This is a genomic window from Paenibacillus amylolyticus (assembly GCF_050990605.1).
Lineage (GTDB): Bacteria > Bacillota > Bacilli > Paenibacillales > Paenibacillaceae > Paenibacillus > Paenibacillus amylolyticus_H.
Genome location: NZ_CP158832.1, coordinates 2745672 through 2770590, shown reverse-complemented (window position 1 = coordinate 2770590; position 24919 = coordinate 2745672). Strand labels below are relative to the sequence as shown.

At 45.4% G+C, this 24919-nt stretch carries 16 protein-coding genes; 3 read left to right on the top strand and 13 right to left on the bottom strand.

Translation table 11 applies throughout. The features are described from left to right. Window positions 1-64 precede the first annotated feature (64 nt). Both ABTV53_RS12660 and ABTV53_RS12655 read right to left on the bottom strand, forming a co-directional pair. On the bottom strand, window positions 65-1801 hold the full coding sequence (locus ABTV53_RS12660; RefSeq protein WP_433753342.1) for an ATP-binding cassette domain-containing protein: 1737 nt from the start codon (window positions 1799-1801) through the stop codon (window positions 65-67). Next, window positions 1786-2640, bottom strand: a complete 855-nt coding sequence (locus ABTV53_RS12655) for an ATP-binding cassette domain-containing protein (RefSeq protein ID WP_433753340.1) — start codon at window positions 2638-2640, stop codon at window positions 1786-1788. The genes ABTV53_RS12660 and ABTV53_RS12655 overlap by 16 nt, the downstream gene beginning before the upstream one ends. A 112-nt stretch (window positions 2641-2752) precedes the next feature. On the opposite strand from ABTV53_RS12655, the gene ABTV53_RS12650 reads away from it, so the two are divergent. Further along, window positions 2753-3343, top strand: coding sequence for a biotin transporter BioY (locus ABTV53_RS12650; protein ID WP_433753338.1), 591 nt, complete (start codon window positions 2753-2755; stop codon window positions 3341-3343). 128 nt (window positions 3344-3471) lie between these two features. Here the strand turns inward: ABTV53_RS12650 and ABTV53_RS12645 are convergent, their stop codons facing one another. The 5 genes from ABTV53_RS12645 to ABTV53_RS12625 all read right to left on the bottom strand — a co-directional run bounded on the left by ABTV53_RS12645 (window position 3472) and on the right by ABTV53_RS12625 (window position 11384). After that, a complete protein-coding gene (locus ABTV53_RS12645; protein ID WP_433753336.1) occupies window positions 3472-4941 on the bottom strand; it encodes an Msr family ABC-F type ribosomal protection protein in 1470 nt (489 codons plus the stop codon). Window positions 4942-5429: 488 nt separating this feature from the next. Continuing rightward, the gene (locus tag ABTV53_RS12640) at window positions 5430-7319 is read right to left on the bottom strand and encodes a beta-glucoside-specific PTS transporter subunit IIABC (protein ID WP_433753334.1); all 1890 of its coding nucleotides are present in this window, start codon (window positions 7317-7319) and stop codon (window positions 5430-5432) included. Between the two features lie 212 nt (window positions 7320-7531). Next, window positions 7532-8362, bottom strand: a complete 831-nt coding sequence (gene licT / locus ABTV53_RS12635; RefSeq protein ID WP_433753332.1) for a BglG family transcription antiterminator LicT — start codon at window positions 8360-8362, stop codon at window positions 7532-7534. A gap of 525 nt (window positions 8363-8887) precedes the next feature. Further along, window positions 8888-10330: a 6-phospho-beta-glucosidase gene (locus ABTV53_RS12630; protein ID WP_433754174.1), complete on the bottom strand. Its 1443-nt coding sequence runs from the start codon at window positions 10328-10330 to the stop codon at window positions 8888-8890. Window positions 10331-10553: 223 nt separating this feature from the next. Then, on the bottom strand, window positions 10554-11384 hold the full coding sequence (locus ABTV53_RS12625; protein WP_433753330.1) for an amidohydrolase family protein: 831 nt from the start codon (window positions 11382-11384) through the stop codon (window positions 10554-10556). Between the two features lie 316 nt (window positions 11385-11700). Here ABTV53_RS12625 and ABTV53_RS12620 point away from each other — a divergent pair, with 316 nt between their 5' ends. Both ABTV53_RS12620 and ABTV53_RS12615 read left to right on the top strand, forming a co-directional pair. After that, complete coding sequence (locus ABTV53_RS12620) at window positions 11701-13431, top strand: cellulase family glycosylhydrolase (protein WP_433753328.1); 1731 nt, start codon at window positions 11701-11703, stop codon at window positions 13429-13431. Between the two features lie 132 nt (window positions 13432-13563). Further along, on the top strand, window positions 13564-14463 hold the full coding sequence (locus ABTV53_RS12615; RefSeq protein WP_433753326.1) for a manganese catalase family protein: 900 nt from the start codon (window positions 13564-13566) through the stop codon (window positions 14461-14463). Between the two features lie 188 nt (window positions 14464-14651). On the opposite strand, the gene ABTV53_RS12610 is transcribed toward ABTV53_RS12615, so the two are convergent. The 6 genes from ABTV53_RS12610 to ABTV53_RS12585 form a co-directional block, all read right to left on the bottom strand. Further along, window positions 14652-16634 (bottom strand): sucrose-specific PTS transporter subunit IIBC, encoded by a 1983-nt coding sequence (locus ABTV53_RS12610; protein WP_433753324.1) that lies wholly within the window; start codon window positions 16632-16634, stop codon window positions 14652-14654. A 26-nt stretch (window positions 16635-16660) separates the two neighbouring features. After that, a complete protein-coding gene (locus tag ABTV53_RS12605) occupies window positions 16661-18136 on the bottom strand; it encodes a glycoside hydrolase family 32 protein (RefSeq protein ID WP_433753322.1) in 1476 nt (491 codons plus the stop codon). A 148-nt stretch (window positions 18137-18284) separates the two neighbouring features. Next, on the bottom strand, window positions 18285-19268 hold the full coding sequence (locus ABTV53_RS12600) for a LacI family DNA-binding transcriptional regulator (RefSeq protein ID WP_433753320.1): 984 nt from the start codon (window positions 19266-19268) through the stop codon (window positions 18285-18287). A gap of 472 nt (window positions 19269-19740) precedes the next feature. After that, window positions 19741-21456 (bottom strand): ribonuclease J, encoded by a 1716-nt coding sequence (locus ABTV53_RS12595; protein ID WP_433753319.1) that lies wholly within the window; start codon window positions 21454-21456, stop codon window positions 19741-19743. Between the two features lie 100 nt (window positions 21457-21556). Continuing rightward, complete coding sequence (gene rhaA / locus ABTV53_RS12590; RefSeq protein ID WP_433753317.1) at window positions 21557-22828, bottom strand: L-rhamnose isomerase; 1272 nt, start codon at window positions 22826-22828, stop codon at window positions 21557-21559. Window positions 22829-22847: 19 nt separating this feature from the next. Beyond that, entirely contained in the window at window positions 22848-24917 is a 2070-nt protein-coding gene (locus ABTV53_RS12585; protein ID WP_433753316.1) for a bifunctional aldolase/short-chain dehydrogenase, read from the bottom strand. Between the last annotated feature and the right edge of the window lie 2 nt (window positions 24918-24919).

Sequence of the window (24919 nt, the reverse complement as noted above, 5' to 3'; positions counted from 1 at the left end):
TGATCCATTTCCAGATGATCCACGCACATTTATTGTGAGCGAGCGCTCACGAAATTATGCATCATCATTGGCGAATCCATACTAATAGTACAAAACCAGTGAGGCCAACCATACTAATCCAAGTATCGCGCTTGGACCATACCAATAACGAAGACCGTGCTCCAAGCAAAGAATGTTCTCTAACTTTACGCATTTCCATCGCAATAGTCATATCCTCTGCACGTTGAAACAGCGCCATTAACAAGGGAATCACCATCGGACCCAGGTCACGAATCCGCACGGTATTTGGTCTTAAAGCTACCTTTCCACGTGCCCGCACAATCAGTGAGAACCGTTGCCACTCACTCCAGATCATCGGGATAAACCGAAAGATTAACGATACAGCCAGAGCAAACGAAGCGACAGGCAGTCTGAACTTTTTACCGATACCGAGTACCCAGTTCAGCCCTTCTACCATTCGCCCATAAGGCGTCGTCAGTGAAAACCAAAGGCTTGCCAATGTGACAATAAACAAACGATACACATTCAGCAAAGTTCCCTCCGCCTGCACCAGGGAAAAGCCAAAGTGCAGACCTCCTCCTTCAGTTGAAAGAGTTGTCCCAGATAACGCCGTTGAGATGATGAAAAAGAATAATAATGGCTTCATTAACTTCATACATCCAGCCAAAGTCTGACGCGGGAGCACGGCAAGTGCTGCTACCACCGGCACCAGTGTTAACGACAATCCCAGCCAGCGCTGTTGAAGCATCGCTGCGGTGACCAGCAAAATATACAAAATCCATTTCAGACGCGGGTCCATAACACCATATAATCCGCCTGAAGGAGTCCATGTGTTCGGAAGAAGCTTCGGATCGTGCATTTCCATGTTCTCCATTGTCTCTCTCTCTGCCAGGTAAATCGCTGGTCCGGATGCCACTTTCGCTTCGTTCTGAACGCCCACCTCAACGAACGTAGACTGAACAATACTTTCAGCCATCTCTTCTGGCGTCATCGCGATAGAAGACAGCTCAAGACCCGCAGCCCTCATCTGCTGTGCTAGTCGCATCGAAGGTGGCAGTCCGATCCCTGTCTGCTCCAGCAGTTCAGGCCTATCGTGAAGTTCTCTCGGAGTAAGATCGGCGATTAGTCGACCTTCCTGCAATAACAATACCCGATCAGCACAAGGCAAGAATGTATCCAGATCATGGGTTGCTACCACGCCCCCACCACCTGCCTGACGATGTTGATCCAATGCATCCAGCAAAAGCACGACACTTTGCGCTTCCAAACCAGCGCTCGGCTCATCCAGCAGAAGCCAGTGTGGGTTGGTCACCATTCCGAGAGCAAGACCTAGTCTGCGCTTCTCTCCCCCACTCAGAGCAAATGGCGACCTGTCCAGATGAAAACGTCGTTCCAAGTTCGAGGATACTGGTGGGTCCCATTGGTCCAATGCTTTTGTGATCTGCTCTTGTTGTTGTTTCTCTGAATATCGATATGGACGCAATGAATATGTGAATTCACGCTGAATGCTCCGGGCAAACAGTTGTTGTTCCGGAAATTGAAACAATAGTCCCATTTGCAATAAAGTCGACTGCGGCACTTTTCCTTCTTTCCAGAAAGGTGTGCCATCCAATGTGATACTGCCTGCATCGGGAGGTCTCAGACCAGCCAACGTCTGTAGCAAAGTCGTTTTTCCTGAACCCGTACAGCCCAGCAACAACGTGATTTCCCCACTGTTCAATTGCACTGTCACATCTTCAAGCAGAGCACGTTTGCTCGATTCCGATGCTTCAATACGTATATTGGTTAGCTCGATCTCCAACGTGCGACCTCCTTAGCCAGTTGCTCAGGTCGCAGTGGCATAGCTTCTAGCATCATACCTTTTTGCTTGAGCAATAACGCAGTTCTTACAGTGAAAGGTGGGTCCAACCCTAACCGCTTACAGGGGGACAGCTGCTCATTTTCCTTAGTAGCCTTCTCGTTCAACTCTGTTTCATAGAAAAAGGACCCAGGCTCCCCGTCGTACAAACAACGTCCCCTCTCCATAGCAATGATTCGATCACACAGGGTTGCTTCCTCCAGATGATGCGTAATCCAGATCACCGTTGTCCCCCGCTGGGTAATCTTCTGAACGATGGCCTCGATACGGTCTCTTGCTTCGGGATCAAGCATGGCTGTTGGCTCGTCCAGAATCAATACATCGGGTTTCGCGGCAAGCGCTACAGCAATATTAAGCAGTTGTTTCTGTCCACCGGATAATTGTGAAATGGCCTTCTCCGGGGGAAATTGAAGTCCTACGGTATGTAATGCATCTTGACTGCGCTCCGATTGCTCTTCTACAGCATTCATTAATGGCGACAACGCAAAATGAAACTCCTCTTCAATGGTATCACCCAGTACCTGTGCATCAGGTTGCTGCAATACACCCCGAACGGTAAGTTCATCCGAGATATCCCGTACCCCTCCCGATAGTGGAATGAATCCAATCAGTAGTCCAGCGAGCGTACTTTTTCCACTGCCATTCGCCCCTACAATACTAATCCATTCTCCTTGGTGCAGCGTAAATGAGACCCCATCCAGTGCTTTCCTTACCTGACCACCTTCGGAAGCATAATGCACTCGAACATCTTCTAATGTAATTATTGGCAGGTTGCCTTGCATCGTAAATTAGTCCTTTCCCTTTCTGTTGTTATGTGGTACGATCCTAATCGTTAACCACATTTAATAACTTGGTTAACAATCATATTACCAAAATAGAGAGGATTGTTCAAACATGAAATTATCTTTGCGAGGCATTGTATTCAGCGCTCTTATGGCCGCAATATTAGTACTTTTTGGTTACATAAGCATTCCCATTGGCTTCTCCCCTGTACCGATCACATTACAAACTTTGGCTGTCATGCTGGCCGGTGGGTTACTTGGCCCACTCTATGGTTTCTTAAGTATTGCTCTCGTCGTTGTGCTAACAGCGTTGGGCTTTCCACTTCTACATGGAACAGGCGGTCTTGCTGTTCTATTAGGTCCGACCGGGGGATATGTTGTAATCTGGCCCTTGTCCGCACTCCTGATCGGTTTGTTCCTCTCCAAAGTGAGGATCCAAGGATTTAAGGGTTTTATTTTTGCGTTTATCATCATTGAATTATTTGGTTCACTATTGAATTATGTCTCAGGCGTTCCCTGGCTGGCTTATGCATACAAAATGTCCTTGCCCGAGGCCATGATTCAAGGATTCTATCCTTACATTATTGGTGATGTGATTAAAGCTGTATTTGCCACGATCATCATTGCACCTGTGCGCATGGTATTCCCACCTCAACGTCTCACAGGTAACATGCATTCAACGGTTGTAAAAATCGATTCTTAATGAATCTACATAAGGTGTCCGATTTGCCTATCTTTGAAAAACAGCAAAACCGCCAAAATCACTTTGGCGGTTTTCGTAACTTCTCTTCCTCTATAGATTTATTATCTATATAAATTGAAATAAACATTTTATATATTCACCTGAATTAATTGACGCTCCGTAATCTGAAATTGTTGATCCGCTGTATTTTCGATAAACCTCTGATCATGAGATACATACAGAATCGTTCCTTCATACGCCTTAATAAAACGCTCCAACGCCTCCAATGCATACATATCAAGAAAATTCGTCGGCTCATCTAACAATAGAATGTTATATTGTCCAAGAAACAAGTGACATAATTGAAGACGAATCGCTTCCCCTCCACTTAATGCCCCAACATTCTTCAGTAAGTCATTCCCTTTGAACTGCATTGCGTGCAACGCACTTCTAAGTTCTGATTCCTCATATTCCGAACGATTTTTCAGGAATTGTAATACGGTCTCTTTTGTCGTGAAACGATAGCTCATTTGCTGAAAATAACCAAGCTTCGCTTTTGGAGACATTGTGATGTAATCTCCACCATGAAAAACATGGTTAAGCAATGTGCTTTTTCCACTGCCATTGGCTCCGGTTATTGCTATCTTTTGTTTTAATGGAATTTGAAAACTTACATTCTCCAACAATATGTTTCCATCCACCTCAAGCGTAAGGCGATCTGCCATAATTGGAAATCGATTGTGCAGCTCCAATATCTTCGGTTGACGGAAGAGGATAGGGCGTTCCTCCTGCACTGGTTTTACCTCATGAAGCTGTTGCATCCGCTGTTCAATCGCTTTGGCTGCGCGGTACACCGCTTTTTGGCTGGTGCCTTTGGATTTTGTCTCAAACATACGGTTTGCTTTTGCCTTGGATTCTTTTTTGGACATGCTTCCGGCCTGTGTTATTTTCTCGGCTTTCTTCATCTTCTCCCGGGCGGCCAGCTCCAATCGTCTTTTCTCCTTCGAGAACTGTTCATGGGCCTGGTTTTGCTGTTCACGCTCCAGCCTCTTCTGAGCCTGATAATCACTATAGTTGCCGGAATATACGCGAACCTCACCTTGATGGATTTCCCAGATTGTGGTCACCAGTTCATCCAGAAGCGCACGATCATGACTGATCAGCACAATTGCCCCATAGTAATATCGCAATTCATCCAGCAAAAATGTAATGCCCTCTTGATCCAGGTGTGTTGTTGGTTCATCCAGTAACAGTACTTCATGATAATGAGTGAACATTTGAGCCAGTTTTAGACGGGTCTGTTCTCCCCCACTCCATGGTTGATCGTGTTGAGGTATGGCTAATTTACTGAGTAAAGCCCCGTCAACTTCCAGATTCCCATTAGACTGAGGTGCTTCAACTTGTTCCAAATACCCGAACTCTGCGTAACGTTTTACCTTTCCAACTGTGGGCTGGATCTGTCCCGCAATGAGTTTCAATAACGTACTTTTACCCTGGCCATTCCCACCTACTACACCGATACGATCCAGTTGATGCACGGCCAGTCGCTCAATGTTCAGTATTACTTTATCCATATAGGTCATCTCAACCTGTTCTAATTCAAAACATATCTTTTCCATATTCGCTACCTCCGAAATAAGATTTATTTCGTATCGATAGCGAAGCACGCTTCTATCGATACGAGCTGATCGTGCCAGCTCGTATCAATAGAACAGTAACGTCATCATAGCAGTTACCTCCAGTAATCTGTATTGAGCGCCTATACCTGATTATTTACCTTATTAAGATACTCAGAAGAAAAAACAAAGAATCACAGGCCACGGCCTGTGATTCAACGTAAACGGGTAAGCGAGTATAACACTTATTTTAAGGTCAGGATGATTGAAAATGACAGACTGATCCCATTTACTCTGAACCAATGGTCAGAGCCTTTGAACGTATTCAATTACCGATTCAAAGGAAGGAAACGCAGTCTCATCGCATGTGTCATGTTCAATAATCCACCTTTCATTATCATGTATAGATGTACAACTCCAATTATAATTTTCCAAATCCACCATGTCAACGAAACCATGAAAACACTATACCATCAGATTAGTACATCAATCTACTTTTGTTCCTGACCATTACCGCTACTTAATTTTAATAGAAGCTCTTGGCTACTAACCTGACCTGTAGCCTGTGGAATCACTTCTTCGTAGTTGGCGGAATTCGTTACTATAATCGGCGTGACCGTGTGATAACCAGCAGCCTTAATCTGTGCTATATCGAACTCAAGCAACAGATCTCCCGCTTGAACTCTGTCCCCTTCCTTGATATGAGAGACAAAATGCTGCCCATCCAATTTAACGGTATCAACTCCCACGTGAACCAATATTTCAGCACCAGTGTCTGATACTACAGCCAAGGCATGTTTTTTCTTGAATGCAACGGTGACTGTACCGTCAAAAGGCGCTACGACTCTGCCTACTGCTGGTTCAATCGCAATCCCTTTACCCATCGCTCCTGATGCAAACGCCGGGTCTGGAACTTCCGACAATTCCACAATTGTTCCTTGGATTGGGCTAAATACAACTTCGTCCGAAGCATTCGTTGCACGAACAGGTTGCTCGGCGGATGCAGCAGGTTCAGTTTTTGTTTCTTCTTCAACCGGATCTTTAAAGCCCATGATGTACGTGAGTACAGCCGAAACAACAAAGGATACTACGATACCCAGAATCAATCCTGGGAAGCCTTGTCCACCTGGTCCGTAGAAGATTGGCAAGGTCAGTAGTCCCGGTGCACCGGATGCAAATGCTAATGTACCCGCTTGACCAATGATAGCTCCACCAACTGCACCACCGATTACCCCTGCAATGAATGGACGTTTCAGTGGTAGTGTTACCCCATAGATGGCCGGTTCCGTAATACCGAACAATGCAGTCAACGTTGATGATCCAGCCAGCGTTTTCAGTTTTTTGTTCTTGGTTTTCAGCATAACCCCAAAAGCAGCACCCGTTTGGGCAAAGATTGAAGCTGTCGCAGCTGGTTTAACACCATCCTGTCCATACACTGCAACGTTGTTGATAAATACTGGAATCAGACCCCAGTGTATTCCGAAGATAACGAGCAGCTGCCAGCTTGCACCCATAACGGCTCCTGCGAGCAATGGACTGAATCCAAATGCGGCAACCAGTCCAGCTGCAATTCCATTACCAACGTATACGCCAAATGGTCCAAATACCAACAGTGTCAGTGGTACCATAATCACTAGCAAAAACAATGGCGTAACAAAGTTTTTCACACTATCGTGAAGTGTTTTATTAAAGAATTTCTCCAACTTGCTCATAACAATGACAGCTAAAATGATAGGGATAACTGTAGACGAATAGTTCATCAAAATGACAGGGATACCGAAGAAATCCGTTGGTGTTCCCTCTGATTTCAACGTGACGATGGACGGATAGATCAGTGCTCCTGCAATCGTCATCGCTACAAACATATTCCCCTGGAATTTACGTGCTGTTGTAACCGCTAACAACAGAGGCAGGAAATAGAAGAGACTATCTGCTGCTGCATACAGAATTGTATATGTTGTTTCTGTCGTTTCCAGCCATCCGATATTGCTTGCAATCAACAATAACCCTTTTAGAATACCGGCTCCCGCCATTACACCCAGAAGTGGTGCAAAGATGCTGGATATGATATCGATAATACCTCCAAGGCCTTTGGCTGCTTTGCGAGGTTTTTCTTTATCTGACGAATCGTCCAGAATGTTACTGATCTGTCCAATGGCACTGTAGACTTCAGGCACCTTGTTGCCAACAACAACCTGGAACTGTCCTCCATTTTCTTTGACTGCGATGATGCCTTCTGTTTTCTCCAGCTTGGCCTTGTCTGCCTTGGCATCATCCTTCAATACGAACCGTAACCGTGTTGCACAATGAACCAGCGATTCCACATTTTTCTCACCGCCGACCAGTTCGACAATCTCTTTGGCCAGTTTCTCTTGACTCATGATCTGCACCCCCACTTTTTCTCAAACAGGCTCTTTACCGATTTTTTTGCACGCAAAAAACCTAAGCCTTGAGCAAGGGGGACACAATGATCCGGACCTTCTCATGACTTAGGTTTTGCCTGCATAACCAGTAACAATCCCAGTTAAATCGTATTCAATTCCTGTTAATCACATATTATTATAATTAAACCATATTTGTCAACATTTAAATATTATCGATTAACCACTCGTTCGATATGAACCGTCAGATACAATTTTTCTTCATTGGTCAGCTCATGGTTGTACTCTTTTTTGACAAACATCTCAATTTTCTCCGTACACGCTGCGGCATCCGGATGTTTCTCCTTGATCATGTCATAGAAATGATCATAGTTGTTATCGTAATGCGTACCATTGAGTACTCGCTGAGAGAAGAACTTCAAATGGGTAATGAAGCGAAAATAACTGAGAGAGTCCTCATCAAATTCCATTTTGAAATGATATTTCGCTATATTAATAATTTGCTGGATAAACTTCGTAATGTTCATCGTTGTAATGACTTCTTCGTTCATCTCTGCGTTAACAATATGAAGGGCAATAAAAGCGGCTTCGTCTGGTGGAAGTTCAATATTCATTCGAGTGTTGATCTGTTCCAGCGTCCTCAGGCCCAGTTCAAATTCAGGCTTGTATAATTGCTTGATCTCCCACATTAATGCGTTCTTGATCTCCACGCCTTCCCGATAACGTTCGATGGCGAAGTTAATATGATCCGTAAGAGATACATAGATGTTCTCATTCAGCTTTCGGCCCAGATTCTCACGCGCATACGTGATGATCTCTTCCACAATTTCAATCAGTTCCATCGGAACTTCACGCAGCAGCATTTTGAAATTATCGGATGTTTGTTTGTTTTTCAATGCAAATACTTTCTGGATGCGGGTTTCGTCTACTTTATCCCCCGGCTTTTTCTTAAAGGCAATCCCACGTCCCATCACCACAAGCTCTGCTCCATCCGCCTGATAGATGCTAATGACGTTATTGTTGATAACCTTAGCTATGTTCACTTCAATCCCCCCGTCACGTTCCACTCTCTTGGCAGTTATACATCGTCTTTTGGGCATACAAAAAAAACCTGAAGCATCACAAAATAAACAAGACATGGTGGTCTGCTTTTTTGGTGCTTAGGTTTTGCCTACGTCGTGTAGTAACAATCCCAGAAACGATATAATTGCGTCAAGTATAGCGCGAACCTGACTATATGTCAACGCTTTCAATGTGAAGACAATCGGAAGTCCCATGGTTATACAAATTGAACTAGAGAATATTTACACTAGCTACTCCGATGACAGAATAACCTTCCGATCGCTGTTATCCCCAGATTTTTCGATTCCCTTTTTAAAAGGGAAAATCCGGTGAAAGCGTATGCTTCCGATGTAGCTTTCTTGCAGAAAGCTTGTAGGCGAACGTTTCGCTTCTCCAGCTTTTTTCTGTCCTCTCCGTTTTGTGTAAATGTTTAGTTCAATTGATATAGATGAAACTTCCGATGTTTTATTGCTGTACAAGGCCATTTTAATTCAGAAAAATATAAACTAAGCCTCACCCAGGTTTGTTCCGTTGGATTCGATCACATTTTTGTACCATTCAAAACTCTTCTTCTTCAAGCGTGTCAGCTCACCTTGACCTTCATTATCACGATCCACGTAAATGTAGCCATAACGTTTTCTCATCTCACCTGAGGATGCACTTACAATATCAATAGGTCCCCAGCTAGTGTAACCAATGATGTTCACCCCATCCTGAATGGCCTCACCCATTTCAGCTACATGTCGTTTCAAGTAGTCAATCCGGTATGCATCATCCACTTCACCTTCTGGTGTAACCACGTCATTGGCACCAAATCCATTTTCAACAACAAACAGAGGCTTCTGATAACGATCATGTAGTTGATTGGCGGTAATACGGAATCCTTTGGGATCAATCGTCCAACCCCATTCAGACTTCGCCAGATATGGATTGGCTACCGAGCCAAATACATTACCACTGGTCATATTTTTGATAACTTCCGGATCGGTGCTGGTTGTACGACTTGAATAATAGCTGAACCCGATATAATCTACGGTATGATTCTTCAAGATTTCCGCATCACCCGGCTGCATAACAATGTTCAACCCGTGATCTTTGAAGAAACGTTTGGCGTAACCCGGATATTCCCCACGTGACTGCACATCGATGAAGAAATAGGACTCCCTGTCTTTTTCCATGCCCTGGAACACATCTTCCGGATTACAAGTATACGGATAGAAGCTTCCTGCGGCGAGCATGCACCCGATCATGGCACCGGGAATAATCTCATGACATGCCTTGACTGCCAATGCACTTGCAACCAGTTGATGGTGAGCAGCCTGATATTGAATTTCCTTGATGTTATCCCCTTCATTGAATGCCAGCCCCGCCCCAAGGAACGGAAGATGTAGCAGCATGTTAATCTCATTGAATGTCATCCAGTATTTCACCTTGTCTTTGTACCGTGTGAATACCGTTGTAGCGTACGTCTCGAATAGCGTTACCAGCTCACGACTTCTCCAGCTGCCGTACTTCTCGATCAGATGTACAGGCACATCGAAGTGAGCTAATGTAACCACAGGTTCAATGCCGTTTTTCAACAATTCATCAAACAGGTTATCGTAAAATTGCAATCCGGCTTCATTCGGCTGTGCATCTTCTCCTGTCGGGAAAATCCGTGCCCAGGCAATGGAGACACGCAGTACCTTGAATCCCATTTCGGCAAACAGAGCGATATCTTCAGGGTAACGGTGATAGAAATCGATCGCTTCATGTGAAGGATAGAACTCGGTAGCGAGCGGCGTAAAAGCCGGAACATGACCTTTCATAATGCTTCTGCGGTTCTCTCCTATTGGCAGCAAGTCGACGATACTCAGCCCTTTGCCATCTTCCAAATACGCGCCCTCCGCCTGATTCGCAGCAATGGCTCCACCCCACAAAAAGTCTTTAGGAAATTTAAAATTCGTCATCATCATTCTCCTTCCAAATATGTAGTTCAGATACCCGCTCAAATCGTTAGAAATACAAAAAACCCAAACCAGCCTGGATACACGAAATTGTGTAAACAAGCCAGCTCAGGTTATGCCCATATCGGTAACATTCCCAGATCACGATTATGCGGATTGGATAAAACTTTAGCAAGAATCAGAACCGTTGTCAACATCTTGAAACTGGTTTACCTAAGAACTACCCTTACGATATTCGATAGAACTCAGCACAGGTGCCGCCAAAAATCATCTGTTGATCTGACACAGATAAGGAATGAATGTGAGCCGTAATGATACCGTATACATCAGCATACGCAGCTGAAACGTTGCTTACGGGCCAGTCGGACCCGAACATTAATCGTTCCGCACCAAAGGCTTCTATGGCGATATCCAGATAGGGTGTAAAGTCCTTTGAAGTCCAATTTGCCCAGTCTGCTTCTGTCACCATCCCTGAAAGTTTGCAGTACGCATTTGGTTGTGCGGCCAATGACTCCAGTGCTTCTTGCCATGGTGAGAGTATCCCTGATTTTATGTCGGGTTTGGCTAGATGATCAAGTACAAATCGCTGTTCAGGAAACGCCTTAACCAGTTCAACGGCATAAGGCAGCTGCTCCTTGGATACCAATAGATCATAGGCCAAATCATATTCTTTGAGCAATGAGATCCCCCGCTGAAAATCTTCTCTCAATACATACTGAAGATCAGGTTCATCCTGTATGACATGACGCACCCCCTTTAGATACGGGTTGGACACGAGCAGTTCAAGCTGGTTTCGAACATTCTCTGAACAAAGATCCACCCATCCGACAACACCTTTGATAAACTCGTATCGATCTGCCAGCTGCAGAAGCCACTCGGTTTCTGTCAGTGATTGTCTGGCTTGTACCGCAATACATCCATCCAGTCCTGTTTGGACCAATAAAGGTTCAAGATCTTTCGGAAGAAAAGATTGACGAATGGCTTTCATCTCTTCTCCAATCCATCCGTACTCGGCGACATTGTATTCCCAGAAATGTTGATGTGCGTCCAGCTTCATATTACATCCCTCCAAGGGTAGTTGAATCTAATTATTGTTTGAATGCAATTATATCATCTTCATTCCAAATAGAAGCATGATCTTCACAACAACAGATAACCCAAATCACTAATTATCACATGAGTTTTATTTCAATTGTGCGGGTATCCCCCTATATGTAATCATGATATATTAAATTCCGAAAACGCTTTCAATACATAATTCGGTGGTGATCCCAGTATTGAACAAGTCATGATTTGATTCGAGTTGAGCTCCATTCTCACTATTGCTTAACTTCTATTCAAGTTTAATTATTCTATCTGATAAGGAGATTACGTTGATGAAAAAAAACCGTAAACCGGTCCTCTCTCTTACACTTGTAACGGCCATGATTCTGTCCCTGTTCTCCTCCGCTATGGCTTCCGCTGCAACAGACAACAGTGAACAGGCCAGTACCTCAGCCGCACCAAGCAAAATGCAGGCCTATGTGAACGCCATGGAGCCTGGCTGGAATCTGGGTAACTCTCTCGATGCCGTTGGTGAGGATGAGACAGCCTGGGGCAATCCGCGCATTACAAAGGAACTGATTCAATCGATCGCAGATGAAGGCTACAACAGTATCCGTATTCCTGTGACCTGGGAAGCCCACATCGGTGGCGCACCCGACTACACAATTGATTCCGCTTACATGAATCGGGTTCAAGAAGTGGTAAACTGGGCCCTCGATGCGGATCTCTATGTCATGATCAATCTTCACCATGATTCCTGGCGCTGGATCAGTTACATGGAGAAAGACCATGACAACGTGCTTGCACGTTACAACGCTGCTTGGACTCAGATTGCCGACAAGTTCAAAGACGCTTCCGACAAGCTCATGTTCGAAAGTGTTAATGAACCTCGCTTCTCTGAGGGCGGTACAACAGATGCGGCTATTGGATATCGCATGCTGGAAGAGTTGAATACTTCTTTTCACAAGATTGTAAGAACTTCGGGTGGGAATAACGAGACACGTCCACTTGTTCTTCCGACGATGCATACCTCTTCTGCTCAACCGGACCTGGATGCCTTGAATAAGACCATTCAAAAATTGAATGACAGCAATATTATTGCAACCGTTCACTACTATGGGTTCTGGCCCTTCAGTGTGAATATTGCAGGTTACACCAAGTATAACGAGGAAGTACAGAAAGACATTACCGATACATTTGATCGGGTATACAATGCTTTCACAGCCAAAGGCATTCCGGTTATCGTTGGTGAGTATGGTTTGCTTGGTTTTGACCAGCACACAGGTGTCATTGAACAAGGGGAAAAGCTGAAATTCTTCGAATTCGTTGGACAATATCTGCGTCAGAAACAGATGACAACGATGTTGTGGGACAACGGACAGCACTTCGGGCGCACAAACTTTACTTGGTCTGATCAGGAACTATTTGATACGATGAAAGCAAGCTGGACGGGTCGCTCATCCACAGCTGAAACGGACCTCGTATATCTTAAACAAAATGAAACCATTCAAGATAAAAAAGTAAAACTTAATCTGAACGGCAACAAATTCAATTCTTTGAAGAATGGCACTACCCCTCTTGTCAGAGGTAAAGACTATACGATCAAAAAAGATGTAATTACGTTGAAATCCAATCTGTTAACCAAATTGACAGCCTCTGGTGATTTAGGCGTAAATGCCACACTTACAGCAGGGTTCAACGAAGGTGCTGACTGGAACTTCAACATCATTAAATATGACACGCCTAAGTTAAACGATGCAACAGGTACAACCAGTGCATTTGCCATTCCGACTACGTTTAACGGGAACCAACTGGCAACGATGGAAGCAACATATGCAAACGGAGAAAACGCCGGTCCACAGAACTGGACTTCGTTCAAAGAATTCTCCTACACATTTAGCCCAGATTACGAACGTAATGTGATTGAGCTGAAACCTAACTTTTTCAATGAAACCAATGATGGCGAAGTCACGCTTAAGTTCCATTTCTGGAACGGAGATGTGCTGACGTACAAAATCACGAAAAATGGAACCAGCGTTGTTGGCGTAACTTCCAAATAAGAACTTATCTAACGTTCTGCTCAGAGCTTAAAGCTCTGGCAGAACGTTTTTGTTTTTGTTTCACAATTGATCGAATAACGTACAAGTGCCCCTTCATACCTTTACACTAACTAGGATTGAGGGGGAAATATCATGTTTAAACGTGTAGACCGTCTTGCCATCGAACTACCCATGTCGAATAATCCGGATCCTAATGGAGCCAGTGCAGTTCAAGAGCTGCTCGGTGGAAAGTTCGGGGAAATGTCAACATTGAATAACTATATGTTTCAGTCATTCAATTTCAGAGGCAGATCCAAGCTGCGTCCTTTTTACGACATTGTTGCAAGTATTACCGCTGAGGAATTCGGCCATGTCGAACTTGTCGCCAATACGATTAACCTGATGCTTGAAGGTTCGACTTCACCAGGCGACCCGGACTCCACTCCTTTGCGGGTAGGCAAAGATGCACGGATGACTTCACATTTTATTGAATCGGCCCAGACAGCGCTTCCTTATGACTCCATGGGAAGACCCTGGAATGGTTCGTATGTCGTGAGCAGTGGCAATCTGATCTTCGATCTGCTGCATAATTTCTTTCTTGAATGCGGCGCCAGAACCCACAAAATGAGAGTCTACGAAATGACGGACAACAAGACAGCCCGAGAAATGACAGGTTATCTGCTTGTACGTGGCGGTGTTCACGTTCTTGCGTATGCCAAGGCACTGGAAATTGCAACGGGTGTGGATGTAACGAAAATGTTCCCTATTCCAAGGCTGGATAACAAAGCTTTTGAAACAACACGGAAATGGGAAGCAATGGGAGAACATCGCAGGCTGTACACGTTCAGTGACAAGGATTATCAGGGCATTGCCCAGATCTGGAAAGGCGTGCATCCAACGGATGGTGGCAAACTGGAGGCTTTTGCCGGCTTGCCGGGTTATGGAGGGCCGGTACCTGAGCTGCCTGATCTGCCGGAAGAATTTGCGCCAGGAATATCTGCGGAAGATCTGATGCAGATTGCAGAGCGGCTGAAACGGCACGCTGGTCTGTAGTCCCTCGATTAACGTTTGTTTATTCATAGGGCGTAGATTGGATCATTGTAAACTGGTGCTACCTTGTGTGCTAGAACTCTTTGTTTAATTAGATTACAGATGATCTGTTTCTTCGATTTCAATCGGCTGTACACAAAAAAAGGGAAACGGAAGAGATACATCTCTACCATTTCCCTTATTACATGCCACTATTGTGGCTCAGTAAATTTAACGATTAATACTGCTTCCCTATTGGCATGAACATGGCCTGATGACGTTGCTGTAACCGTTGCTATCGCTTCGTTTCCACTTGGGATCAACACGGGTGTAATCAACGGCAAACCAGCTGCCTGAATGACATCCATGTCAAATTCAATCAACAATTGGCCTGCAGTTACACGATCTCCGCTATTCACATGTGCGGTAAAGCCGTTACCTTTCAGTCCAACCGTATTAATTCCGATATGAACCAGCATCTGTACACCTGTTTCATGCTCCAAGATCACCGCATGTTTACTCTTGTTCATCACATGCGCAATGACACCATCAAATGGTGCATACACTTTGCCTTCTGATGGCTCAATGGCGATACCCTCACCCATGTGTTTTTCCGAGAACGCCGGGTCAGGAACCTGCTCCAGAGCAACGATGGTTCCGTTCATCGGCGCAGCGATTTCGAGCATTTCTACCTTAGGACGATTGCTTGTAATGACATTACTAGTTGAATTGACTTGTAGATCAGAATCCATATTATTAACTTCAGTTGATGACATTCCACTATTGACGTGGCTCACCGATTCCTCTGCAACTGGTTGATCTTTGTACCCGAAGAACCAGGTAAGTGAAAATGCAATCGCCATGGCAACCACGTTGGACAAGATGTACAATGGCAGTTGGCTGTTCAGATAGAGCAATGTTCCCGGAATAACCGTTACAGCCATGCCTGTACCTTGCAGATGGAACAAGGAAGCGATAAAACCACCTACACCACCACCAACCAATCCCATAATAAATGGTTTCATATAACGCAAGTTAACACCAAAGATGGCTGGCTCGGTAATGCCCAGAAATGCGGACAAGGACGAAGGTAATGCCAGTGCTTTGAGCTTCGTATTCTTGGTCTTCAGACCGACTGCGAGACAAGCCGCTCCTTGTGCTGCCATCGCACAGGTGATGATCGCATTGAACGGATTGAATCCCGTTTTCTCCAATAGCTGAATCTCCAGGAAATTAAAGATGTGATGTACACCGGTAACGACAATAATCTGATGGAAGAATCCAATGATGATACCTGCGATGCCAAACGGAAGATCCAATACGGCAGTTGTTCCATGCAGCACCCACTCTTCCAGGGAATGGAATACGGGACCAATCGCGAAAAGTCCAAGCGTAATCATGACAGTTAACGTAATAAAAGGCGTCAGAATTAAATCAAGCGCCTCAGGCACTCGTCTTCTCAGAACCTTCTCGAACTTGGCTCCAATCAAACCAACGAAGAATGCAGGCAGAACAGATCCCTGATAACCCACGACAGGTATGAAGCCGAACATATGCAGCGGCTCTGCTGATCCATCTGCCACCGCATAAGCATTGGGGAGTGCCGGATTGACCAGCATTAACCCTAATACGATACCAAGTACCGGACTTCCGCCGAATACGCGGAAGGCGGACCACGCTACAAGTGCAGGCAGGAATGCAAATGCCGTATCCGTCAGGATCTGAGTGAACAACAGGAAATTGGCCGAGATATCATCAGGTGTTGCACCGAACAACGCCAAAATCTCATTCTGGGTAAGTAATCCGCGCAATCCCATGAACAAACCTGTAGCTACCAGTACGGGAATGATGGGAACAAATACGTCACCAAACGTGCGGATAGCCCGTTGAAATGCGTTGCCTTCCTTTTTCCCCTGACTCTTCACATCATCCTTGGACGATCCTTCGATTCCCAGCTTCTCGACCTCTTCAAAGATTCGATTCACCGTTCCTGTACCGAAGATAATCTGATATTGACCCGAGTTGAAAAAAGCGCCTTTCACCTTCGCGATGTTCTCGACCGTTTTCTGATCAATCTTCTCTTTATCTTTCACCATGATGCGAAGACGAGTTGCACAATGTGCAAAAGATGCGATATTCTCTTTGCCCCCGATGGCATGAATGACTTCCTGGGCAATGCGTTGATTCTCCGACATGTTATCTCATTCCTCTCACGTAATCCTTAATAAAGCCATTGTGTTGCTTCAAAATCAGCTTTGCCTCCGCGTGCAAACAAACGAATATCCACGCTGTCCCGTCTTGGGAAAATCCGGCTGGTAAAGACCTCTACCCCATCGTTCACAAAGATCTCGACTGAAGATGAATCCACGAACAGACGGAACTTAATCACATCCGCAGTAAGTGTGCACCGCCGTATCGCGCCATTTTGTTCTGACAGCTCGGCACCAGACATCGTCCGATCCAGAATAACTTTCTGCTGAATCCGATCATACAGAAGAACCGTTTTTTCCGTTTCACTTGCTCGGAACTCAATGCCTACAATCTCTGCACCTACATTACTTATCTCGCAAATCAGCTCATAGGCAATTCCCTTGAAACCAGCGAATGAACGACTTTCATTATCCATTGTTGCGCGAATATGTGTGCCTTCCTCTTGCTTGCGCAATTGCTCCATCTCTGCAACCGGTTGTTGAATTAACTTCCCGTCTCGGAGTGACAACTGCCGGGGAATGGTCAAGCAATGAGCCCAACCGCTATCGTCTGTCGGATACGCCAGATCGGGGAGTCCCATCCAACCAACCAGAATACGTCTTCCGTCCGGACCTTGCATGGTCTGCGGAGCATAGAAATCGAATCCACGATCCAACTCCTGAAATTCACCATGTGTGAACTCTCTCGTCTGGAGATTAAGCGACTCACCGATCAGATAACCGGACTGAAAAATATTCTGATAATGATCTCCTGCAGCATCTAACCCTTGTGGGGAAAAGACAAGTACACCTTTCCCGTCCATCTCCATATAATCCGGGCACTCCCACATATAACCGAAGGAAGTTAATTGTGTACGAATTTCACCTAGGAACTCCCAGTTTTTCAGATCAATTGAGCGATACAGCACTGTACATCCCGTCTCGTCTGTTCTCTGCGCACCAATAATACAATAATACGTGCCTCCTTGTTGCCACACCTTGGGATCTCTGAAGTGTTCCGTATATCCGGCTGGCACAGACGAGATCACGGGATCATTAAGTTTGGTTACTGAACCGCTTTCATCCATGACTGCCAAGCATTGATACGGATGTCTGACCCAGTCCTCATCCCTCGTATTTCCTGTGTACATCAGATGCAACTTGCCGTCTTTTTCAATCGCACTGCCGGAATAAGCTCCGTGCGAGTCATATCGGCCACCCGGTTCGATTCCAATCCCGACATTTTCCCAGTTCACCAGATTCTTTGAGCGGGTATGATACCAGTATTTCATGCCGTGTTCTGTCCCAAGTGGAAACCACTGATAGAACAGATGATAATAGCCTTGATAATATGCAAAGCCGTTAGGATCATTAAGCAGACCTGTTATCGGCTGAATGTGATAACTCTGTCTCCATGGACATTCGGATATCTGTGCTTCAAGCTTTCCAATCTCTCCAGGCTCCGCTTGCTCAATTCGTCTGTAGCGCTGCTCTCTAGTCATTTTCATAGCTGTTCTCCATTCAAAATATAGGAACCGGTTCCGTTCAATGCAAAAAAAATAATTCCATATGGCATTACTGCCTGCCCGTGTTCGCATATCCACATTGGATATTTACAGTGGAACCGGTTCGATGGAATTATCATAAAGGATGTTTTTATAATTTGTCAACGCTTTCTCGAGGAATAAGTTCTATATCAAGTACTGTCCGTTCCTCTACCGACTCACCTTTCACCAGACGAATAATGTGATTTGCCGCTACTTGACCTGCCTGTAAATAATGATATTTCACAGTCGTCAGCGTGGGGTGAATCATCTCCGTAATATCATACCCGCCAAATCCCGTAACAGACAAATCTTGCGGTATACGAATTTTATTGGAGAAAGCAGTCTTCATCACACCCAGTGCGATATTATCCGTTGCCCCTACAATGATCGTTGGTGTGATTTCTTTCAGAATGGCTTCAGCAGTAACGATGGCTTCCGACATCTTGAAGCTCGTCTCATAATACTTCACTTCACATCCACCACACTCGGCGATTGCTCGCTGGAACCCTTGTTTACGATAGATCCCTACCGCCCGATCTTTCTCGCTAACCCCCATATACACGATCTTGCGATGCCCCTGTTCGACAACATATCTGCCCATCTCATAACCCGCCTGATCATCATTGTGGACCAGACTGTGCAGTTGCTCATGCTGCTGTCCTACCAATAACACCGGAATCCGTATATCCTCAACGGCCTTCAGATGTGCTTCGGTCACTTCAGCAGCCAGCAGAATAATACCCGATACCTTCTGGCGTGCAAAATCATAGATGGCATCAATCTCACGCTGCATGTCCTGACTCGTATTTGCGATCAGCATCTGATACTGATTACTCCGCAGTTCTTCATCAATTCCAATCAATGTTTGGGATGTTGCAAAAGAATCGAGACGTGGCACAACCGTACCGATAATACTGGTCTTCTTTGCCTTCAGACTCTGTGCAAATGTGTTGGGAACATAATTGTATTGTTTGATAATGCGCTCAATCTTCTGGCGTGTATCTTCACTAACCGATCCGCCATTCAGGAAGCGAGAGACCGTGCTTTTTGCCACACCTGCCATCTGAGCGATATCAGAAATCGTTTTATTCATAAAGACTCCTCTTATTTTCATTAGCTATATAAATTGAACTCAAGAATATTCACACTTCCCACTCCGATGACAGAACAACCTTCCGATCGCTGTTATCCCCAGATGTTTTGATTTTCTTTTTCAAAGGTGAAAATCCGGAGATAAAGGCAGGTTTATGCTTTCGAAGTAGCTTTCCATTGAAAGCTTTTAACTCCGCTTCTTCAGGTTCTTTCTGTCCTCTACGTTCTCGTGTGAATGTTTAGTTCAATCCATATAGTTTACCTTATATTATACTTCGAATCGCAAACCCGTGGCGAATTTGATCCAACCTCACTGATCGTACATCTATTGTACATTCCCAATGTAATAGCAAAAGCCCGATGGCAATGTGACGTTCATACAGATGTATGATCCGACATTCATCAGGCTCTTACGTTTCCATATACACGTTTGCACAGACCATCAGGGCAAGGGTAATCCCTATCCTGCTGACTCAGACCTCAATAATTATTGGCAAGATCATAGGTCTTCTCTTTGTTTGAGCATAAATATAGTGACCGATCTCGTCTTTCAGCTTTCTTTTGATCACATTCCACTGATTCACCCCAGCCCCGGTCAACTCACCCATCTGGTTTAGAACCAGCTCATGAAGTTCATGCATGAATTCTTCCGAGTCCTTGACAAACACAAACCCTCTGGAGATAATTTCGGGTGAACTAACCATTTGTTTTTCCGTTTTGCTCAGTGTAGTCACAATCACCAGCATGCCATCGGATGACAGTTGCCTGCGGTCACGCAGCACAATATTGCCGACATCACCCATGATCAGACCGTCTACGAGACTATTTCCTGATGCAATTTTGGGACCCAGCGAAGCAATGCCGTCTTTATACTGGACCATATCCCCATTATTCACGATAAACACATGTTCACGCTCTATACCTACGGATTCAGCAAGCAGCCTGTGTTGATACAACATGCGAAACTCACCGTGGATCGGAATCAGATAATCCGGTTTCATCAGGGTTAACATCAATTTGAGTTCTTCCTGACTGCCGTGTCCGGATACATGCATTCCTGCTGCACCACTTGAACCATATATCACACGTGCTCCAAGAACATACAGGTTATCAATTACATGTGCAAGATTCCTCTCATTGCCCGGAATGGCTCCCGCAGCAATAATGACCGTGTCTCCGGCGTTAATTCTTACGTGAGGATGTTTACCGGATGCCAAACGTGACAATGCTGCCATCGCTTCTCCCTGGCTACCGGTGCATAATACAACGACTTGTTCAGGTGGAAACTGATCCGAATCGATAGCTTCAATCAACAATCCGTCAGGAACTTGCAAATACCCCAATTCACTGGCCACCGATACTACATTCACCATACTTCTTCCCAACAGTGCTAGTTTGCGCCCCGTCTCGAATGCTGCATTCACAATCTGCTGTACCCTGCTGACATTCGACGCAAAGGTGGAGATAAACACTTTTTGTTTTGCACGGATAAAGGCATCCAGAATGTGATCCCCCACAACACGCTCGGAAGGTGTAAATCCGGGTCTTTCTGCATTGGTACTCTCGGAGAGCAAAATATGGACACCCTGTTTGCCAATCTCGGCCATGCGGTGCAGATCAGGGAATGGCCCGTTAACCGGGGACATATCAAATTTAAAATCTCCGGTATGCACAACATTGCCGGCAGGAGTTTGGAAGAAAATTCCAAGACAATCCGGAATACTATGACTGGTCGCGAAAAAGGAAACCTCGATCTCACCCAAAGTAATGCTGGACTTGGCATCAATTGTGTGCAGGTCTGCCTTGCGTAGCAGACCATGTTCTTTTAGTTTAAGTTCAATTAATCCACGTGTAAGTCTGGAAGCATATACAGGGATATTCATTTGTTTTAGCAAGTAAGGAATACCGCCAATATGATCTTCGTGTCCGTGGGTAACCACAAGAGCTCTTACTTTATCCAGGTTCTCCAGCAGATAGGTTACATCCGGAATAATCAGATCAATCCCTGGCAAGGTCTCATCCGGAAACTTCGAACCACAGTCAATCACGATAATGTCCTGATTGTACTGGATGAAATACATGTTCTTCCCTATTTCATTCACGCCACCAAGTGCAGCAATGTACAGTTTGTTGTGGGCTAGATTCAACTCTATTAATCCTCCTCTGCGTAGCAAACTTGTGCAATACATATCCATATTCCTAGTATGGAAGTTATCGCCTCACTTATGCATTCCAGAGTGATAATGCCAAAAAACCACCGCGGGAATATCCATCCCGCAGTGGTTAGATTTACACCAATGATTTATCACGTTGCAACAATACGTCTTGTTCATAGGTTTTGATATCGGTGATCCACTTTTCACGAACGGGAACGCCTTGCTGAGCACAATAGTAATCCCAGATTGCGCCAAACGGATAGGATTTGAACTCTTCCGTTAACGCGAGACGCAGGGTGTAATCTCCGTCCAACTCCGCTTGTTTCAGAGCATCCACTGGTTCCAGCATCGCACGGAGAAGGGCTTTGATCGTGTTGCGAGTACCCACAACCCATGCAGCCACACGGTTAATGCTCGCATCAAAGAAATCCAGTCCAATATGCGTGGTCCCAAGCAGATCATGTCGAACCAGTTCACGTGCGATTTCCAGCAACTCATCGTCCATGATCACTACATGGTCACTGTCCCAGCGCATCGGGCGGCTCACGTGAAGCAGAATGCCACTTGTAAACAAAGATAAGGACGACAGTTTATTGGAAATAACCTCTGTTGGATGAAAATGGCCCGCATCCAGGCAGATTAACGTATCATTTTGCAAACCGTAACCCATATAAAATTCATGTGAGCCCACCACATATGCTTCCGAACCCAGACCAAACAGCTTGCTCTCTACCGCGTCCAGGTTATGCTCCGGATTAAGCGCTTCGGCGAATACTTCGTCCAGCGATGCCTTGAGACGTTTACGTGGTGTCAGCCGATCAACCGGATTATCCTTGAATCCGTCCGGTACCCATACATTGGTTACACAAGTCTGACCAAGCTGTTCCCCGAAGTAAGCACCAATCCGGCGGGACGCCTTGCAGTGATCAATCCAGAACTTGCGAATCTCAGGGTCTGGATGACTGAGCGTGAAGCCGTCACTTGATTTTTCATGGGAAAAACATGTTGGGTTAAAGTCCAGACCGAGTCCTTGTTCTTTGGCCCACTTCACCCAGTTCTCATAATGCTTCGGTTCAATCTGATCCAGTTCAACCTGCTCGTCTGTATCCGTGTAGATCGCGTGCAGATTGACCTTATGTTTGCCGGGAATCAGAGCAAAAGCTTGCTCCAGGTCGTTACGAAGTTCCGCAGGTGTTGTTGCAGCCCCCGGATACTGACCTGTAACGGAAATCCCGCCTGTTAGCTCCCCATCCTTATTCAGAAAGCCTTTGACATCATCGCCTTGCCAGCAGTGTACGGATACTTTGATCTCCGCGAGTTTGTTCAGCACCTCGTCCGTATCAATTCCGTGCTGGGCATACAATGCCTTGGCTGCTTCATACGCTTGCTTGACTTGGTTATCCATCCGCAAGAACCCTCCTATTTTAACGTGTAAATGCTGCCGGTACACCGCCATCAATGGTCATCATGCATCCGGTTGTTTTTTCGGATTTCGAAGAAGCAAAGAAGGCAATTCCTTCCGCAATATCTCTTGGATAGATATTCACGAGCAATGTCGTCCGTTTGCGATAATACTCTTCCAATTGATCCGGTTCAATTCCATATGCCGCTGCTCGTTCATTTCTCCAGGAACCGTTCCAGATCGCTGAACCCTGTAGAATGGCATCCGGAAGAATGGTGTTGACACGAATGCCATACTCTCCACCTTCTGCTGCAATACAACGTGCCAGATGTGCTTCCAGCGCTTTCGCTGAACTGTAAGCAGAAGCACTTTTACCTGCATACACCGAGTTCTTGGACCCGATAAATACCATGCTTCCCCCAATGCCCTGTTGTTTCATCAGCTTGAATGCTTCACGAGCCACGAGGAAATACCCTGTGCCCAGTACATTCATATTCAGGTTCCATTCTTTCAGGGACGTTTCGTCAAATGGGCTAGATGTCGCCAATCCTGCATTGTTCACGATGATATCTACTCCGCCATATTGCACCGCAACATCTGCATACGCAGATTGAACAGCTTCCTCATCGGTCACGTCCATTTTCAGCGCATAAGCACGATTCGCACCGTACTGATCATTAATTTCCTGTGCTACCTTCTGTGCGCCTTCCAGATTGAGATCAGCGAGCACCACATGCGCGCCTTCGGATACCAATCTACGCGCTGTTTCACTTCCGATACCACCTGCGCCGCCTGTAATAAACGCCACTTTACGGGAGAATTCAGTTTCTGCCGGGGCCAGAGACAATTTGTACAGTTCCAGCGGCCAGTACTCCACATTGTAAGACTCGTTTGCACTGAGCGATACGAATTGACCCAAGCTAGTAGCTCCACGCATAACGGCAATGGCTCTGTGATACAACGCTCCGCTTACTTGGGAAAGCGCCCAGCTCTTGCCTGTGTTGATCATACCCACACCTGGAATGAGGATAACGCGTGGTGCCGCTTCAAACATGACATCCCCTTCGTTTTTGTTGCTCTCAAAATACTGCTGATATTGCTCTTTGTAGGCAGCCACACCTTCTACCAGCTTGGCTTTTAAACCTTCAATATCTTCCGCATCCGGTGTCCAATCGATGAACAGAGGTACCACTTTGGTATGTACCAGATGATCCGGGCAAGCTGCACCCACCTGAGACAATTCCGGAGAATCTGCTCCCCCCACAAAAGCAAGTACGTCCTCTTGATCATCAAAGGACAAAATCATTTTTTTGCTATCCGATACTGCTCCACGAATTGTTGGCATCACACGTGATACGATCTGACGACGAACATCAGCGGCAAGTGCCGGGTGTTTCACACCACCAAACAAACGTTCTTCGTTCACCCGTGCTTCAATGAAAGCTTCTGCTTCATTAATGATCTTGATTGTCTGAGCATAACATTCTTCGGATGTTTCACCCCAAGTCACAAGTCCGTGTTTTTCCATCAGTACAAGTTCCGCATTGGGATTCGAGAATACGCTTTCAGCTATCATTTTAGATAACGTAAACCCTGGACGTACGTAAGGCACCCATACAAAACGATCACCGTAAATCTCTTTTGCCAATTCCTTGCCGTTATTGGCACAACACAGGCTGATAATCGCATCTGGATGAGTATGATCCACATGTTTATATGGAAGGAACGCATGCAGAAGAGTCTCGATGGAGGCGCGCGGGTGTTTGGCATCAATCATGCAATGTCCCAGATATTCAACCATCTCTTCATCCGACATCGATTCACGTTCAATTAATGGTCGAATGTCTTCGAGCCCAAGTCCAGTAAAATGTTTTGCTTCCATGGAACCCAGATCTGAGCCGCTGCCTTTCACATACATTACTTCTACATCACGACCACGAAAATCCTTTACTGTCGTTTTGGTAGATGTATTACCACCGTATATGTTACATACACTGCGATCAGAACCAATGAGATTAGATCGGTAAACCAACTGCTCAAGTCCTGTTGTTTTCTCAGATGCCTGCGATGCATTCCATAAACTCTGTACCATTT

Excerpts from the sequence above, each read along its gene's own strand:
- ABTV53_RS12655 (WP_433753340.1), bottom strand. The coding sequence starts at position 2,640 with ATGCAAGGCAACCTGCCAATAATTACATTAGAAGATGTTCGAGTGCAT.
- ABTV53_RS12650 (WP_433753338.1), top strand. The coding sequence starts at position 2,753 with ATGAAATTATCTTTGCGAGGCATTGTATTCAGCGCTCTTATGGCCGCA.
- ABTV53_RS12645 (WP_433753336.1), bottom strand. The coding sequence starts at position 4,941 with ATGGAAAAGATATGTTTTGAATTAGAACAGGTTGAGATGACCTATATG.
- ABTV53_RS12640 (WP_433753334.1), bottom strand. The coding sequence starts at position 7,319 with ATGAGTCAAGAGAAACTGGCCAAAGAGATTGTCGAACTGGTCGGCGGT.
- ABTV53_RS12630 (WP_433754174.1), bottom strand. The coding sequence starts at position 10,330 with ATGACGAATTTTAAATTTCCTAAAGACTTTTTGTGGGGTGGAGCCATT.
- ABTV53_RS12625 (WP_433753330.1), bottom strand. The coding sequence starts at position 11,384 with ATGAAGCTGGACGCACATCAACATTTCTGGGAATACAATGTCGCCGAG.
- ABTV53_RS12615 (WP_433753326.1), top strand. The coding sequence starts at position 13,564 with ATGTTTAAACGTGTAGACCGTCTTGCCATCGAACTACCCATGTCGAAT.
- ABTV53_RS12610 (WP_433753324.1), bottom strand. The coding sequence starts at position 16,634 with ATGTCGGAGAATCAACGCATTGCCCAGGAAGTCATTCATGCCATCGGG.
- ABTV53_RS12605 (WP_433753322.1), bottom strand. The coding sequence starts at position 18,136 with ATGAAAATGACTAGAGAGCAGCGCTACAGACGAATTGAGCAAGCGGAG.
- ABTV53_RS12600 (WP_433753320.1), bottom strand. The coding sequence starts at position 19,268 with ATGAATAAAACGATTTCTGATATCGCTCAGATGGCAGGTGTGGCAAAA.
- ABTV53_RS12595 (WP_433753319.1), bottom strand. The coding sequence starts at position 21,456 with ATGTATTGCACAAGTTTGCTACGCAGAGGAGGATTAATAGAGTTGAAT.
- rhaA (WP_433753317.1), bottom strand. The coding sequence starts at position 22,828 with ATGGATAACCAAGTCAAGCAAGCGTATGAAGCAGCCAAGGCATTGTAT.
- ABTV53_RS12585 (WP_433753316.1), bottom strand. The coding sequence starts at position 24,917 with ATGGTACAGAGTTTATGGAATGCATCGCAGGCATCTGAGAAAACAACA.